Genomic DNA, 15327 nt, shown 5'->3' with positions numbered 1-15327 from the left:
CTCCCTGCCCAAAACGTCCTCTTCACCCTCCTATACACAATCTACACACGGCCGGTCCTGCCCGTCAACACATTTTAGGCCAATAAAAGAGCGCCGAACACATTCGTCCGGCGCCCCAGCAGGGAGAAAAAATAGGAGGGAGAGCAATAGAAAAATGGTGGCTGCCCTATTTGTCACAGCAGCCCTGTATGTCAGTCAGCCATCTGCTAGGCTCCTTTTTCCACCTTAAAGCAGATAGCGGTGATATCGTCTTTCGAGCCGATGCTGTGCCGGGCCAGCTCACAGATGGCGGTGGCGATCTCCTGGGGCTCTTTGTCCCGCAGCAGTGCCAGCTGGCGGCTGATGAAGGTCTCGTCCTCGCCCACCGCCCCATCGCTGACCATCAGCAAAACGTCGCCGACCCGCAGCCGCACCTGGCTCTTGTCCAGCGTCACCGACTGCAAGATGCCGATGGGCAAAGACGGTTTGCCCAGCCGCAGCACCTTGCCGCCGCGCAGCACATAGGTGTTGGGGCTGCCGCCCTTTACCAGCAGGCAGTCGCCGGTAAAGCAGTCAAAGCGCAGTAGATCGATGGTGGAGATGGTCTCGTCGCCGGTCTTCACTGCCAGCGCACTGTTGATCAGGTCGATCGAGCCGTCCACGTCAAACCCCGCCTTCAGCACCGTCGACACCACATTGCAGGTCATGGTCGAGTCGATGGCGGCAAAGTCGCCGGTCCCCATCCCGTCAGATAGTATGCAGTAGCTGTAGCCGTCCTCACCGCCAAACACCTCAAAGCTGTCGCCGCAGTGGCCGCGTCCGGCGGCGATCTGACAGCTGCCTTTTTTGAGCACCATGGGCGGCAGCTCGCTGTAGCACAGCAGTGTGGCATCGCCGTCCTGTCGGCACACCCCACTGTCAAAGTTGCGGTCGCAGTACTCCGACAGCTCACTGCCGATATAGGCGCGCTGCTTTTCGGTGATATCACAGTCCAGCTTCAGCTCGATCTTGGCCCCCTTTACCTCCGAGGTGGTGCACAGCACATCCAGCGGGGCAAAGCCCATGTCCATTAGCAGCTGGTAGATCTGCTTGGACGACTGCATGTCCACGTCCTCCAGCGCGTCCACCTGTTCGGACACATTGTACAAGAGCTTTGACAGGCTCTCCATCTGGCCGATGACGCCGCCTTTTACGTACGAGAGCTTGCGCACCACCGCCTGGTTGTTCTGGTACTGGGCAAACTGGTCGGTCATGGCGTCCACCAGCGATCCCAGGCGAATACACCGCTTGGCAAAATAGAGCGGCAGGTCGGTGCCGTTGAGCCGGCCGGTGGCCTGCAGCTGCTGCACGCCTTTACCCAAACAGTCGCTGGTCTCCGAGTAGTTCTGGTCCCAGCAGTAGGGGCACAGGCCGCAATTTTTGCACACCTGGTCGGCCGCCGCATGGTACACGCAGGATGGGTCTGTCGTCTGCAGCTCATCCAGCCGCTTGTACAGGGTCTGGATCTTGTGCGAAATGGTCTCCAGTCCACCGGCGGTGGCGCGCAGTTTGTAGCCCACGATCTTTTTGACCCGCTCGCTCTTTACCATGCTGTCGGCTCCCTGTCCCAGTGGCAGCGCCCCCAACAGCTTCGAGGGGATGAGCAAAAACAGCGCGCAGCCCAAAAACCACTCGATGATAAAGGCCGGCGCCACCGACTGCTGTGGCAGCAGGGTCGCCATCATGGTGCAGCACACCCCGTAAGCCACGCTGCCCAGCACCTTGCTCTGCCGCGAAAACAGGCCGGATACCAGCCCCCCCAGCGGATAGGCGCCCATAAACAGCAGCATCTCCGGCGCCGCCAGCGACACCGCCAGCGCCGTCAGCACCCCGGTGACCGACCCGTAGGTCTCTTTTCCCAGGTAGGCGGCGGTAATGGTCAGCACCGCCGCCGTCACCCGCCCCAGCGACAGCCCCAGCACCTGCACTGCGCTCAGCGAGATGAGCCCCACCGACAGGCAGATGAGCAGGCTGGCCAGCTGCAGGTTCGAAAAACTGCGGATCGATTTCTGTTTTTGAAAGGCCTCGATGGTGATGGTAAAAAAGTAGCACATGCCCATGGCCAACATGCCTTCGCTGGCGATCACCGCCAGGTTCAGCCCCGTCAGGCCCATGGCCCCCGACAGCGCCAGCCGCGAGAGCACCACGCCAAACCCGGCCGATATCACCCCCGGCCAGCGGGCACTGGCCTCTTCTCTGTGCGCCAGCACCCAGCGAAACGCCACTGTAATGAGCACCGCCGCCGTGTAGAGCAGCCCCACGTCGATGGCATTTAAGAACACATAGCCACTGACCACACCGGTCACGCACCACAGCAGGTGGGTGGTGGGCATAGCCGCCGCCAGCGCAATACCAAACGGGCTGAGTTCCCCCAAGATCGAGGCCGATGATACCAGCACCGATACCCCAAACACCGCCAGCTGCGACAGCAGGTAGCTGTAGTCCTTTAAAAACCGCGCCAGACCTCCGCGCTTTTTTGCCCGCCCCGGCGCTGTGCGCACACCGCCGGCAGCTGCAGAGCCCGCCGAGCCCGACCCTTTAAAATGAATACCCACGCCTAGATCACCTCTCCTGATTTTTTGCCCGGCAGTGTTCTGCCGCGGGGCAGACACGCATATGCTATAGGGGCAAACTGTAAAATATTGGATATCTGCATTGTACAGGCCCCACCACAAGAAGTTTGTCACTTGACCGGTGGCGCAACTTGCAGCTTGCGGTAGAAAAAACAGGACGAGCCGGCGGGTTTTGTCCCCCACTGCCAATCGCCGCAAAATTGTGGGGAAAAGAGACAGGATTTGCGGCGGTGTTTTGTGTATTCAGTTTCTTTTCAGCGGGCCGGGCTTTGTGCTATGATAGAAAAAACAGCTGCCCCGCGCCGCGCCTATGGTGCCGGCCTGCCGTGACTTATGTCCCGCCATGCCCATTTTTTACAGTCGGCGCCGCTGTGCCGGGCCGCTGCATCTCCGTGTCTTTTCTTTTAGGTGTGCTCTTTTATAGAAGAGAGCATCATGCACCGCGCGATCCCTATATTTTATGTAAAGGCGCCTCTGGGTGCCGTGCCGAGGAGGACAAATCATGATCAAAGACGAAAATATCTACATCGCCGGCCCAGCCTGCTTTTACGAGCGGGGCAACGAGCTGTGGGACTCCTGGAAAAAAGAGGCTATCTACTATGGCTTCGGCGTCTCGCTGCCCAACGATGCCAAACTGGATTTCGACCCCGACGACAAAAAGAGCCTGTCGGCGGCCATCTTTAAAAACTGCTACGACAGCATCAAGGCTTCGACCGGCATTATCGCCAATTTCGAGACCTACCGCGGCGCCGAGCCCGACGGCGGCACCATCTACGAGGTGGGCATGGCCTATGGCCGCGGCCTCAAGTGCTACGGCTACACCCGCGACAAGCGCCCCATCGGCGTCAAGTACCAGAGCGGCCGCTATGTGGGCGATACTCTGCTCGATCTCGACGGCCGCCAGCTGCCCGACTTAAAGCTCCCCTTCTCGGCCTGCCTGGTGGGTGCCTGCAAGATCGTCGAGGGCAGCTTCAGCGACGCGCTCAAGGTGTACATGCTCGACATCGAGGAGGAGTCCAAGCGCAAAGCCATGCACCTGAAAGCCGAGATCGCCATCCCCGACCAGACCATCCCCCGCTCTGGCCGCCCCATCGTCTACCTGGCCACGCTGGAGCGCTACAGCGATCAGGCCGCCGAAAAGTACGCGGCCATGAAAGAGGTGCTCGACCGCTACGGCTTCGACGCCATCGCCCCCAGCGATCTGGCCCCCGGCGTCGAGGACCTGGCTACCGACGATGTCTACGCCAGAGCCTACAACCTGTTCGACCGCTACCAGCAGCACGTGCGCAACTGCGATATCATTCTGGCCGATCTCAGCGACTACCACGGCTACGAGCCCAACAGCGACGTGGCGTTCGAGTGCGGCATGGCCAACAGCCTGGGCAAAAAAATGTTTGCCTATATGGACGATGTGCGCCCCATGATCGAGCGCATCCCCAACAGCGGCGAGCCCGGCGGTTTCCGCGACATAAACGGCATGAACGTCGAGAATTTCGAGGCCCCGCTCAACCTGATGTTCGGCGCCTCGATGGAGCTCTTTGGCGGCGCTTTCGAAGATGTGGTGCGCCAGATGGCCGCGTCTTTAAAAAAATAGCTGTATCGCGAGCAGTGTGCCGCGGTCTGTGGGCGCTGTCTGCCGCCCGCGGCGTACAGTATAAAAAACACGGGGGACGACTGCGGTCGTCCCCCGTGTTTTTTCATGCCCTATCTGGGTGCCGGTCCGCCCCGCACCTGTGCGGCGGCGCGTGTGCGTGTCTCCCGGCGCGGCCGCTCCCGCTCTTTTATACGTCCCCCATGTGCGGTCAGCGCGACCGCCGCGCGGTCTACCCCGGTCCCCGTGATCCGCACCACATACTCTCTTTCTCTCTCAAGGCCGCGCAGCGCCACGTCCCGGGTCTCCCGCTCCACCTCTCCCCGCCAGCTCTCGTGCCAAAACACCCGGCCGCTCTCGTTATCTGCTATCTCCACCAGACAGCTCTCTCCGCTCATCTCAAACGCCATTTTCAGCGGCAGCTCCTCTATTTCACCGGGCAGGTAAAACAGCTTCTCATTCACCATCGGTTCTGTATCACTGTAATCCTTTGTCAGCTCCAGCTCTATCACGGTATCGCCGCCGCACGCCGTCAATAAGGTCGCCGACAGCAGCACCAGCAGCACACCGGCCGCAAACCGTCTCCCCTTCATGTTTATTCCCCCTGTGCGGTCTGTGCCGCTGTCGCCCTGCATCCGCCGGGGCGCCGGTGATCGGTCCAGGCCCTTTTGTATATCGGCCCGCTTGCTCGGTATGCGGCTCATTCCGTTTTTCCCATTGTACCACCGGTACCGGCCGCTGTCACACCGCTTTCTAAATACGGCGGTGATTTGCTTCCCCGCCCCCGGTTGGGCTATACTAAAAACAGTTGCCGGCGGTCCCCCACCAGTTCCCCCGTCTATTCGGGTCGGCTGCTCCGCCGCGCCGCTCTTTTCTGTCCTGCCACCGCTCACCCATCCGCCCCAACAGGAGGGTCCACTATGTATAAGATACTCGTCGTCGAGGACGACGCCACCATCGCCGCCGCCATCGTGCAGCACATCCAGAGCTGGGGCTTCACCGCCCACTGCGTCGGCGATTTCCGCCAGGTGCTCACCGAATTCGTACAGTTCTCGCCCCAGCTGGTGCTGCTGGATATCTCGCTGCCCTTTTTTAACGGCTACCACTGGTGTGAGGAGATCCGCAAGGTCTCCAAAGTGCCCATCATCTTCATCTCCTCAGCCAGCGAGAACATGAACATCGTCATGGCCGTCAGCGCCGGCGGCGACGACTTTGTCGCCAAGCCGTTCGATCTGTCGGTGCTCATGGCCAAGATACAGGCGCTGCTGCGCCGCACCTACGACTATGCCGGTCAGACCGATCTCATAGGCTACGGCGGGGTGCTGCTCGATACCGGCGACTGCATCGTCACCTGCGGTGACCGATCCATCGAGCTCTCCAAAAACGAAAATCGCATCCTGGCCACCCTGCTCGAGCACGGCGGCAGCTTGGTCAGCCGCGAGACGCTCATGGCCCGCCTGTGGGAGAGCGACGCCTTCGTCGACGAGAACACGCTGTCGGTAAACGTCGCCCGCCTGCGCAAAAAGCTGGCCGAGATCGGGGTACATGACCTGATACAGACCAAAAAAGGCATGGGGTACATGGCGGTATGAAACAAAAGCTGTTCTGGCCGGCCCTGTCTTGCTACCTGAAAGAAAAGCTGCGCTGCCTCTGTCTCATGGCCGCCTGCGGGCTGCTGTTCGCCGCCGTATTCTCGCTGTACCGGCTGCAGGTCGAGGCGGTGCTCTACGCCTGTGCGCTCTGCGCCGCACTGCTGCTGGTCTGCGGCGCGGTCGACTTTTACCGCTACTACCACCGCCATTTAGCGCTCGTCTCTCTGCTGGCACAGCTGCCCTACGGCACCGAGCAGCTGCCCGTCTCCCGCGACCTCATCAGCCGCGACTACCAGGCGCTCATCGGCAGACTGCATCACCTGCTGGTGCAGGCCGAGACCCGCGCCGCCAGCGAGCGGCTGGAGCAGGTCGACTACTACTCGCTGTGGGTGCACCAGATCAAGACCCCCATCGCCGCCATGCACCTGCTGCTGCAGGCCCAGCCCGATACCCCCGCCACCAAGGCGCTGGCGGCCGAGCTGTTTAAGATCGAGCAGTACGCCGAGCTGGTGCTCTCCTACCTGCGCCTGGGCCGCGACGCCAGCGACTACCTGCTCACCACCTGTTCGCTCAAAGACCTGGTGCACCAGGCAGTGCGCAAATACGCCCCGCTGTTCATCCGGCAAAAACTGTCGCTGCAGCTGGGCGCGCTCGATATCTCGGTGCTCACCGACGAGAAGTGGCTGGTGCTGGTCATCGAGCAGCTGCTCTCCAATGCCGTCAAATACACCCCCAGCGGCCAGATCAGCATCGCGGTGCAAAACGGCGATGAGCTCGTCATCGCCGACACCGGTATCGGCATCGACCCCGCCGACCTCCCCCGCATCTGCGAAAAGGGGTATACCGGCCACAGCGGCCGCCTGTATAAGCGCTCCACCGGGCTGGGCCTGTACCTCTGCCGGCGCATTCTGGACTCTCTGGGCCACACCATGCGCATCGAGTCCTCCCCCGGCGCCGGCACCCGGGTCATCCTGGGCCTGGGGCGTCCCCCGCTGGAGGTGGAGTGAACAGCACCTTGCAAAACTGTAAGAAACGGCGTCCGGCTGTAAGGCAAATCGATGGCAGCGCCGCCGCCCGACCTGTTATACTGGGTATCGCCAACAACATATAGGAGGTATCAGACGATGTCCGTATTAGAGGTACGAGGTCTCAAAAAAGTATATACCACCCGCTTCGGCGGCAGCCGCGTCCAGGCCCTCAGCGACGTGTCCTTCTCGGTCGATCAGGGCGAATACGTGGCCATCATGGGCGAGTCGGGCTCCGGCAAGACCACCCTGCTCAACATCTTAGCCGCGCTGGATAAGCCCAGCGGCGGCACCGTACTGCTGGGCGGCCGCGACCTGAGCGGCATCTCCGAGCGCGAGATCGCCGCCTTCCGCCGCGACAATCTGGGCTTTGTGTTTCAAGACTTTAATCTGCTCGACACCTTCTCCCTGCAAGACAACATCTTTCTGCCGCTGGTGCTGGCCGGCAAGCGCTACGGCGAGATGGCCCGCCGGCTGCAGCCGCTGGCCGCCCAGCTGGGCATCGCCGGTATCCTGCACAAATACCCCTACGAGGTCTCGGGCGGCCAAAAACAGCGGGCGGCAGTCTGCCGGGCACTTATCACCAGCCCCCAGCTGGTGCTGGCCGACGAGCCCACCGGCGCGCTGGATTCCCGCGCCGCTGACAGCCTGCTCGACCTGTTCGGGCAGATAAATCGCGCCGGCCAGACCATCCTCATGGTCACCCACTCCACCAAAGCCGCCAGCCACGCCGGCCGGGTGCTGTTCATCAAAGACGGGCAGGTGTTCCACCAGCTGTACCGGGGCGAAAACACCTCGCGGCAGATGTTCGAGAAGATCTCCGACACGCTCACCGTGATCGCGACAGGTGGTGACCGCCGTGACTAAGCTGTTTTATTCCCGGCTGGCGGCCACCAATATCCAAAAGAACCGGCGCACCTACCTGCCCTTCTTGCTCACCTGCACCTTCACCGTGTCCATGTACTACATGATCACCTCGCTGTCACAAAATCCCGGCCTCGACAAAATGCTCGGCTCCGATGTGCTGCGCTACACGCTGTCGCTGGGCGGGTGGGTCACCGCCATCTTCTCGGCTATCTTCCTGTTTTATACCAACAGCTTTCTCATCAAGCGCCGCAAAAAAGAGTTCGGCCTCTTTAACATCCTCGGTATGGAGAAAAAGCACCTGGCCAAAGTCATCGCCCTCGAAACGCTGTACGTGGCCGTCATCAGCCTGGCACTGGGCCTGGGCCTGGGCGTACTGCTGGAAAAACTGCTGTTTTTGGTCCTGCTCAAAATGTTCGAGACCGCTATCCCTCTGGGCTTTTCGCCCTCGCTGTCCGCGGTGTTCATGACGCTGGCGCTCTTTGGCGCCATCTTCCTGCTCATCTTTTTAAACACCCTGCGGCAGATCCGCGTCTCCAGCCCCATCGAGCTGCTGCACAGCGGCAACGTCGGCGAGCGCGAGCCCAAGACCCGCTGGATCATGGCCGTTCTGGGGGCCATCTCGCTGGGGGCCGGCTACTATATTTCGGTCACCACCAAAAACCCCGTCGCCGCCATGGGCCTGTTCTTCGTGGCGGTGCTGCTGGTCATCATCGGCACCTACCTGCTCTTTACCGCCGGCAGCATCGCCCTGCTCAAATCCATGCGCAAAAACAAGCGCTTTTACTACACCTCCAAACACTTCACCAGCGTCTCCGGCATGCTCTACCGCATGAAGCAAAACGCGGTGGGGCTGGCCAATATCTGTATCCTCTCCACCGCCGTGCTGGTCATGGTCTCCTCCACACTCTCCATGTGGATGGGCATGCAGGGCATCCTCGACACCCGCTACCCCCGCGAATTGCTCATCTCCAGCCGCGACTACAGCCAGCAGGCAGTCAGCGACCTGCACCGCGACGCCCAGCAGGTGCTGGACAGCCACGGCCTGCAGAGCAATAACGCCTTCGAGTACACCTATCTCACCTTTTCGCTGCTGGAGCAGGGGGACACGTTCACCACCGGCGGCGCCGACACCTCCTCGGCCAAAATGCTCAGCAGTATGAACAGCCTGCGCAACCTCTTCTTCGTCACCCTGGAAGACTACAACCGGGTCACCGGCCAGCACCAGAGCCTGGAAGACGGGGAGGTACTGCTCTATTCCAACCGCGAGTCCTACCCCCACGACACACTGCGGGTGTTCGACACCACCTTCACCGTAAAGCAGCGCGTCGACGACTTCCCCGGCAACGGCTTTATGGCTGCCAACATCGCCAGCAGTCACTTTCTGGTGGTCAAAGACCTGTCGGTCATCCAGCAGCTCGACAGCTGGCAAAAAGCCTCCTACGGCGAAAACGCCTCCGATATCAAACTCTACTGGGGCTTCGATCTCACCGGTTCCCCGCAGCAGAAGATCGCCTTCTACGAAGATCTGCAGACCACCCTGCACGAGCGGGAGTTCGAGGGCGCGCTGGAATGTCGGTCCGAGGCCAAACAGAGCTTTGTCTCTCTGTACGGCGGGCTGTTCTTTATCGGCGTGTTCCTGGGGCTGCTCTTTACCGTGGCCGCCATCCTCATCATCTACTATAAACAGGTGTCCGAGGGGTACGACGACCGCGAGCGCTTCGTCATCATGCAGCAGGTGGGCATGAGCCACAGCGAGGTGCGCCGCTCCATCCACGCCCAGATCATGACCGTGTTTTTCCTGCCGCTCATCACCGCCGGCATCCACATCGCCTTTGCCTTTCCGGTCATCACCCGCCTGCTGGCCGTCTTCAGCCTCACCGATGTCGGGCTGTTCGCCCTGTGCACCGTGGGCACCTTCCTGGCCTTTGGCCTGCTGTACGCGCTCATCTACGGCCTAACCGCCAAGGTGTACTACCGCATCGTGCGCACATAACTGTCCGCCTGCTCCCATACTGCTCTCATAAATGCGCCGGCTGCCGGCGCCAAAAAAAGGGATCCGGCTCTTCGGTGCCGGGTCTCTTTTTTATGCCGGCGGCTCAGCACCCGCTCACACGCTCCGGCACCGCCCCACCCCGCCGCGGCTCCCATGTCATCGGTACCTGTCGACGGGCCCAGCCCAGCCCAACACCCGCCACCGACGACCGCCGCCCACTGCCCCCTATCTGGGCTCTACTGGGCAGTTTTGCGGCGATATCATACGCTTTTTACAGATTGTTCACAATTAAAAAGAGGGGCCGCCCCTAGCAGGCCCCGGCCAAAGCAGAGCAGACAGAGGGTTTTTCCCCTGTCTGCTCTGTTTTTTATTCCCCTCAGTTTCCCTCAGCTTTCCCCAACCTCCCCCAACTTCCCCCAGCGGCCTTTTTCCCCATCCGGCGGCGCCTGCCCCCGCGCCAAAAGCGGGCCGGGAACACGTTCGTCCCGGCCCGTTCACCATTATAAATGCCCGTCCTGTGTCTCTTTTTGCCCCTGTATAAACCCTAACCGCGCAGTAGATTATAGGCGTAATCTTTGTACCGCCGCTCGCTCACCTTGGTGATCAAAGTGGCGTTTATCGGCTTGCCCGCGCGGTTCCAGTAGTCGTACACCATCACTCCGCGGGTGTATCTGCCCCGGGTCTCAAACTCCATCACGCAGTCTTTTTTCTCCTCCACGCAGTCGGGGCACAGCGCCACCGCCATAGCCACCGGGTCGGCCGGGTCGATCACCGCCCGCCCCCAGCGCTGCTTGTTAAAGCCGATGAGGGTCCGGTTGCAGTCGACCGAAAATTTGCCCACCGGCCCCGAGGCGGTCAGCATCTCGATCTCCTCCTCGGTGGTCAAAATGTCGCCCCGGCACACGTTGATGGGCACCATCACCACCGGCACGCCGCAGCCCAATATCAAGTTGGCGCTCTCCACATCGTTTCGGATGTTGCTCTCGGCCGGCGGTACCCAATAATCACCCGGCTCCATCCAGGCGCCCCCCATCACGGTGATCCGGCGCAGCTTTTTCACCAGGTCCGGCGCCCGCATGATCAGGGTGCCGATGTTGCAGGTGGGCCCCAGCGTCACCAGCTCCAGTTCACCGGCGGGGTGCTGTTTCAGAATGCGCATCAGCGCGTCCACTGCGTGCTCGGCTTTTGGCTGCATGTCCGCCGGCGGCACCAGCCCAATATCGCCCATGCCGTCCTTACCGTGGGCGCCAAAGGCGTGCTGCATCTGGCTGCAGATGGGCTTTGCCAGTCCCTGATACACCGGCGGGGCATAGGTGCCGGCCATGTGGATGGTGATCAGGGCGTTCTTGGTGGCCTGTTCCAGCGGCACATTGCCCGCCACGGTGGTCACCGCCACCACCTCTACGCTCGGGTCTCGCAGGGCCAGCAGCATAGCCACCGCATCGTCCGAGCCGGTATCGGTGTCGATGAGTATCTTCCTCTTGTCCATACCAGCAAAACCTCCCCTACACGATCTTTTCGTAACAGTATTTCTTGTACGCCGGCCCGTCCATCGAGATGACGATCTCGGCGTTGGGCTCTTGGCCGTAGTGTCCCTTGGTGTCAAAGATCATCATACCGCGGGTGATCTCGCCCTCCTGCTCAAAGGTCACAAAAGCCCGCTCCTTTACGCCAATGGTCTCCGGCGCAGTGGCGCAGGCCATGGCTACCGGGTCGGCCGGGTCAAAGCCGCGCATGCCAAAGCGCTCCTTGTTGCCCTCGATGAGCAGCGTGTTCGACTGCACGCAAAACCGCGCCCGCTCGGTGCCGGTGGCCAGCAGCATCTCCACCTCTTCGCCGGTCATAAAGGCCTCGCCGTGGCAGGCGTTGATGGGCGCAAACAAAAGCGGCACCCCACAGCCGCACACCACATTGGCCGCCTCCACATCGCCTTTTATATTAAACTCGGCAATAGGCGCCGTAAACACTCCGGTCTCGGCAAAAGCGCCGCCCATAATGGTGATCTGGCGCAGCTTTTTCACCAGCTCCGGCGCCCGCATGATAGCCACGGCAATATTGGTCAGCGGGCCCAAAGTCACCAGCTCCAGCGCCTGGTCCTCACTGTGGCGCAGAATGCGCAGCAGCGCATCCACCGCGTGCTCCTTTTGCACCTTGCCTTTGGGTTCGCCAAAATCCATGTCCGCCAAGCCGTTCACCCCGTGGGCCATGGGCGCCCGTATCAGCGACTTCTCCACGATCGGGTGGCTGCACCCCTCGTACACCGGTGGGGCGTAGGTGCCGGCATAGTCGATCGAGAGCAGCGCGTTTTTGGTGGCATAGCACAGGTCTACATTGCCCGCCACCGTGGTGATGGCCTCCACTTTTACACGCTCGTCCCGCAGCGCCATAACGATGGCCATCGCGTCATCCGAGCCGGTATCGGTATCGATGAGTATCCTCTTCAACAGTACTCCACCTCATTTTCTCGTCTGTCGTCGGGCCGATCGCGGCCCGGTATCACTTGCTTACTCCCTATTGTACGGCAGTGCCACTGGGCTTGACCATTGGCGGGCTCCACCAAAAATGCCGCTAAAACTCGGCTATCTGCCCGGTAACAGTTTTTTATAAGCAAACGAGCACACTGCCCGGTATCGGGCGGTGTGCTCGTATAAGTTCACAAAAGTACGCTATCTACTGGGCTTCCAGCTGGGCAATACCCTTTTTCAGGCGGGCGATGGTCTCGTCTTTGCCCAAAATGGCCGCCATCTCAATGCCGCCGCCGGGTGTAAACGATTTGCCGGTCAGCGCCACCCGCACCGGCCACAGCATATAGCCGTTCTTTACCCCCAGCTGGCCGATCAGGCCAAACAGTGCCTCGTGCACGCTGTCGGCCGAAAAATCCTCCAGCGCTTCCAGTACCGGCAGCGCCGCCTGCAGCGCCGCCAGTGCCGTCTCGGGGTCGGTCTTCATCTTCTTGTGGGTGTACAGGTCGTTTTCATAGGCCGGCAGCTGGTCGATAAAGTCCAGCTGCGCCGGGATCTCGCCCAGCACCTCGGTGCGGGCCTGCAGCACCTGGCACAGCAGCTTAAAATCGATATCCGCGCGCTGTACCCCCTGTTTTACCCAGGGCAGTGCCACCTGGTAAAACTCCTCCGGGCTCATACGGCGCAGGTACTCACTGTTGATGTAGCGCAGCTTTTGAATGTCAAAAATGGCCGGTGATTTCGAAATGCCTTCGATCGAGAACGACTCCACCAGCTCGGGCAGAGTAAAGATCTCCTGCTCGCTCTGCTCGCCGCGGGGGCTCCACCCCAGCAGGGCAATGTAGTTGAGCACCGCCTCTTTTAGATAGCCCTTGGCCACCAGGTCTTGGAACGAGGCGTCGCCGTTGCGCTTAGAGAGCTTGTGGGTGGCGTCTTTCATCACCGGCGGGCAGTGGATGTACACCGGGACCTCCCACCCAAAAGCCCGATACAGCAAATTGTACTTGGGGGCCGAGGACAGGTACTCGCTGCCGCGGATAACATGGGTGATGCCCATCAGGTGGTCGTCCACCACGTTGGCGAAGTTATAGGTGGGCATCCCGTCGGCCTTGATGAGGATCTGGTCGTCGAGCACCGAGTTGTCCACCACGATATCGCCGTAGATCTCATCGTGAAAAGAGGTCTTGCCCTCGGTGGGCATCTTCTGGCGGATCACCCAGGGGATGCCCGCGTCCAGTTTTTCCTGCACCTCTTCGGGGCTCAGGTCCCGGCAGTGGCCGTCGTATTTTGGGGGCTGGCCGCTGGCTTTCTGGATGGTCTTTACCTCCTCCAGCCGCTCCTTGTCGCAAAAACAGTAGTAGGCCTCTCCCTTTTCCACCAGCTCTTTGGCGTAGTCGATAAACATGCCCATGCGCTGTGACTGGATGTACGGCCCCACCGGGCCGCCGATATCCGGTCCCTCGTCCCACAAAAGGCCGGTCTCGCGCAGGGTATTGTAAATGATGTCGGTGGCGCCCTCTACCTGGCGCTGCTGATCGGTGTCCTCGATGCGCAAAATAAAGGTGCCGTCTTGGCCCTTAGCCACCAAATACGCGTACAGCGCCGTCCTCAAGTTGCCCACATGCATATAGCCCGTGGGGCTGGGGGCAAATCTCGTCCTCACTTCTCTGCTCATTTTTTTACCACCTTTTGTCGTAATCGGCCGCCCCGATCCGGGCGGTCTTCTCTAGGTAGATAGTTTAGCATATTTTACAGATAAACTCAATTTATTTTGGGCTGTACGGCAGGTATTTAGCCAAAAACCGTGTGCTTCTGGCCGCTCCTTATTTTCTTGCGGCCGGATCTGTGCTAAAATAGTAAATATTATAAAGCGGCCAAGTGCCGCCTGTCCCCAAACCGCGCCCGTCCTGCCAGTCGGTGCACGGGCCAGAAAGGAGTATCGGCATGGACTATCGATTTTCTCAAAAAATGTCCACCATGAAACCCTCGGTCATCCGCGAGATCTTAAAGCTCTCGTCCGACCCGTCGGTCATCTCGTTCTCGGCGGGCAATCCCGCCAGCGAGACCTTCCCCACCGAAAAGATCGCCGCCATCACCGCCGACGCCTTAGCCGTCGATCCGGTCAAGTGTCTGCAGTACTCGGTGAGCGAGGGCTATCCCCCGCTGCGGGAGGAGCTGGTACGATGGCTGGGGCAGGATTACGGCATCGATTTCTCCCACAACTCGCTGCTCGTCACCTCCGGCGCCCAGCAGGGCATCGATCTGGTCACCAAGTGCCTGGTCGACGAAGGCGACACCATCCTCGTCGAAAAGCCCACCTTCCTCGGTGCGCTCAACACCTTCCGCTCCTATAACGCCAACTTGGTGGGGGTGGAGATGGAGGACGACGGCGTCGATCTGGCCAGTCTAGAGCAGGCTATCCGCTCGTCCCACAACCCGCGCTTTTTCTACGTCATCCCCACCTTCCAAAATCCCAGCGGCATCGTTACCTCGCTGGCAAAGCGTCAGGGCATTCTCGAGATCTGCCGCCGCTACGGCGTGCTGGTGCTCGAAGATAACCCCTACGGCGATCTGCGCATCAGCGGCCAGCCGGTGCCCACCATCAAGTCGCTGGATGAGACCGGCCGCGACGTCATCTACCTGGGCAGCTTTTCCAAACTGCTGGCCCCGGCCCTACGGGTGGGCTACACCGTGGCCGACGACGCCCTGATGGCCAAACTGGTGGTGGCCAAGCAGACCACCGACGTACACTCCAACTCGCTGGCCCAGATCATCTGCGCCGAGTTCCTGACCCGCTGGGACGTGCACGACCACATCGCCCTGCTGCAGGAAGTATACCGCAAAAAAGCCGGTGTCATGTGCAGTGCGCTCGACACCTATCTGGGCGGTAAGGTCACCTACCAAAAGCCGCAGGGCGGCCTGTTTATCTGGTGTACCCTGCCCGCGCAGATCGATATGCCCACCTTCTGTAAAGAGGCGGTCAAGGCCGGTGTGGCCGTGGTCCCCGGCAACGCCTTTTACGTAAACGAGGAAGAGACCTGCCACAGCTTCCGGGTCAATTACTCCACCCCCACCGACCAGCAGATCGTCGACGGTGTGCAGATATTGGCAAAAATCGTAGAAAATAGCCTATAATATACGATACGTATATTCTTTTTTGTCGTATCAAGCGCTACAATGTAATATTTTAATTTAAATTTACTTTT

The 15327-nt window shown here is 60.5% G+C and carries 11 protein-coding genes; 6 read left to right on the top strand and 5 right to left on the bottom strand.

What is annotated here, in order from left to right:
• Window positions 1-206 precede the first annotated feature (206 nt).
• Window positions 207-2573, bottom strand: a complete 2367-nt coding sequence (locus H8K20_RS00895; protein ID WP_186487202.1) for a SpoIIE family protein phosphatase — start codon at window positions 2571-2573, stop codon at window positions 207-209.
• A 520-nt stretch (window positions 2574-3093) separates the two neighbouring features.
• Between H8K20_RS00895 and H8K20_RS00890 the strand changes: the two genes are divergently transcribed.
• Window positions 3094-4185, top strand: coding sequence for a nucleoside 2-deoxyribosyltransferase (locus H8K20_RS00890; protein WP_154866060.1), 1092 nt, complete (start codon window positions 3094-3096; stop codon window positions 4183-4185).
• Between the two features lie 110 nt (window positions 4186-4295).
• Here H8K20_RS00890 and H8K20_RS00885 read toward each other — a convergent pair whose 3' ends face one another.
• On the bottom strand, window positions 4296-4775 hold the full coding sequence (locus tag H8K20_RS00885; RefSeq protein ID WP_186487201.1) for a DUF4624 family lipoprotein: 480 nt from the start codon (window positions 4773-4775) through the stop codon (window positions 4296-4298).
• Window positions 4776-5102: 327 nt separating this feature from the next.
• Between H8K20_RS00885 and H8K20_RS00880 the strand changes: the two genes are divergently transcribed.
• The 4 genes from H8K20_RS00880 (at window position 5103) to H8K20_RS00865 (ending at window position 9659) form a co-directional block, all read left to right on the top strand.
• Entirely contained in the window at window positions 5103-5774 is a 672-nt protein-coding gene (locus H8K20_RS00880) for a response regulator transcription factor (RefSeq protein ID WP_105203287.1), read from the top strand.
• Window positions 5771-6781 (top strand): sensor histidine kinase, encoded by a 1011-nt coding sequence (locus H8K20_RS00875; RefSeq protein WP_207721438.1) that lies wholly within the window; start codon window positions 5771-5773, stop codon window positions 6779-6781. Before H8K20_RS00880 ends, H8K20_RS00875 begins: the two co-directional genes overlap by 4 nt.
• 117 nt (window positions 6782-6898) lie before the next feature.
• Window positions 6899-7666 (top strand): ABC transporter ATP-binding protein, encoded by a 768-nt coding sequence (locus H8K20_RS00870; RefSeq protein WP_105203286.1) that lies wholly within the window; start codon window positions 6899-6901, stop codon window positions 7664-7666.
• The gene (locus tag H8K20_RS00865) at window positions 7659-9659 is read left to right on the top strand and encodes an FtsX-like permease family protein (protein WP_186487200.1); all 2001 of its coding nucleotides are present in this window, start codon (window positions 7659-7661) and stop codon (window positions 9657-9659) included. The genes H8K20_RS00870 and H8K20_RS00865 overlap by 8 nt, the downstream gene beginning before the upstream one ends.
• A 544-nt stretch (window positions 9660-10203) precedes the next feature.
• Here H8K20_RS00865 and H8K20_RS00860 read toward each other — a convergent pair.
• From H8K20_RS00860 to gltX, 3 genes are all read right to left on the bottom strand, one after another.
• Window positions 10204-11148 carry a nucleoside hydrolase gene (locus H8K20_RS00860; RefSeq protein WP_186487199.1) on the bottom strand — a complete coding sequence of 315 codons (945 nt, stop codon included), beginning with the start codon at window positions 11146-11148 and terminating at the stop codon, window positions 10204-10206.
• Window positions 11149-11164: 16 nt separating this feature from the next.
• Window positions 11165-12103 (bottom strand): nucleoside hydrolase, encoded by a 939-nt coding sequence (locus H8K20_RS00855; protein ID WP_154866065.1) that lies wholly within the window; start codon window positions 12101-12103, stop codon window positions 11165-11167.
• A 226-nt stretch (window positions 12104-12329) separates the two neighbouring features.
• Entirely contained in the window at window positions 12330-13796 is a 1467-nt protein-coding gene (gene gltX, locus H8K20_RS00850) for a glutamate--tRNA ligase (RefSeq protein WP_186487198.1), read from the bottom strand.
• 269 nt (window positions 13797-14065) lie between these two features.
• On the opposite strand from gltX, the gene H8K20_RS00845 reads away from it, so the two are divergent.
• On the top strand, window positions 14066-15256 hold the full coding sequence (locus H8K20_RS00845; RefSeq protein WP_186487197.1) for an aminotransferase-like domain-containing protein: 1191 nt from the start codon (window positions 14066-14068) through the stop codon (window positions 15254-15256).
• Window positions 15257-15327: the final 71 nt, after the last annotated feature.

The organism is Neobittarella massiliensis (ex Bilen et al. 2018) (assembly GCF_014269355.1).
Taxonomy (GTDB): Bacteria; Bacillota; Clostridia; order Oscillospirales; family Ruminococcaceae; genus Neobittarella; species Neobittarella massiliensis.
The sequence above is the reverse complement of the archived record's forward strand: the minus strand, read 5'-3'. Positions and strand labels throughout refer to the sequence as shown.

What these genes read in the sequence shown, in the direction of transcription:
- H8K20_RS00890 (WP_154866060.1), top strand. Translation starts at nt 3,094, where the DNA reads ATGATCAAAGACGAAAATATCTACATCGCCGGCCCAGCCTGCTTTTAC.
- H8K20_RS00885 (WP_186487201.1), bottom strand. Translation starts at nt 4,775, where the DNA reads ATGAAGGGGAGACGGTTTGCGGCCGGTGTGCTGCTGGTGCTGCTGTCG.
- H8K20_RS00845 (WP_186487197.1), top strand. Translation starts at nt 14,066, where the DNA reads ATGGACTATCGATTTTCTCAAAAAATGTCCACCATGAAACCCTCGGTC.
- H8K20_RS00870 (WP_105203286.1), top strand. Translation starts at nt 6,899, where the DNA reads ATGTCCGTATTAGAGGTACGAGGTCTCAAAAAAGTATATACCACCCGC.
- H8K20_RS00875 (WP_207721438.1), top strand. Translation starts at nt 5,771, where the DNA reads ATGAAACAAAAGCTGTTCTGGCCGGCCCTGTCTTGCTACCTGAAAGAA.
- gltX (WP_186487198.1), bottom strand. Translation starts at nt 13,796, where the DNA reads ATGAGCAGAGAAGTGAGGACGAGATTTGCCCCCAGCCCCACGGGCTAT.
- H8K20_RS00860 (WP_186487199.1), bottom strand. Translation starts at nt 11,148, where the DNA reads ATGGACAAGAGGAAGATACTCATCGACACCGATACCGGCTCGGACGAT.
- H8K20_RS00880 (WP_105203287.1), top strand. Translation starts at nt 5,103, where the DNA reads ATGTATAAGATACTCGTCGTCGAGGACGACGCCACCATCGCCGCCGCC.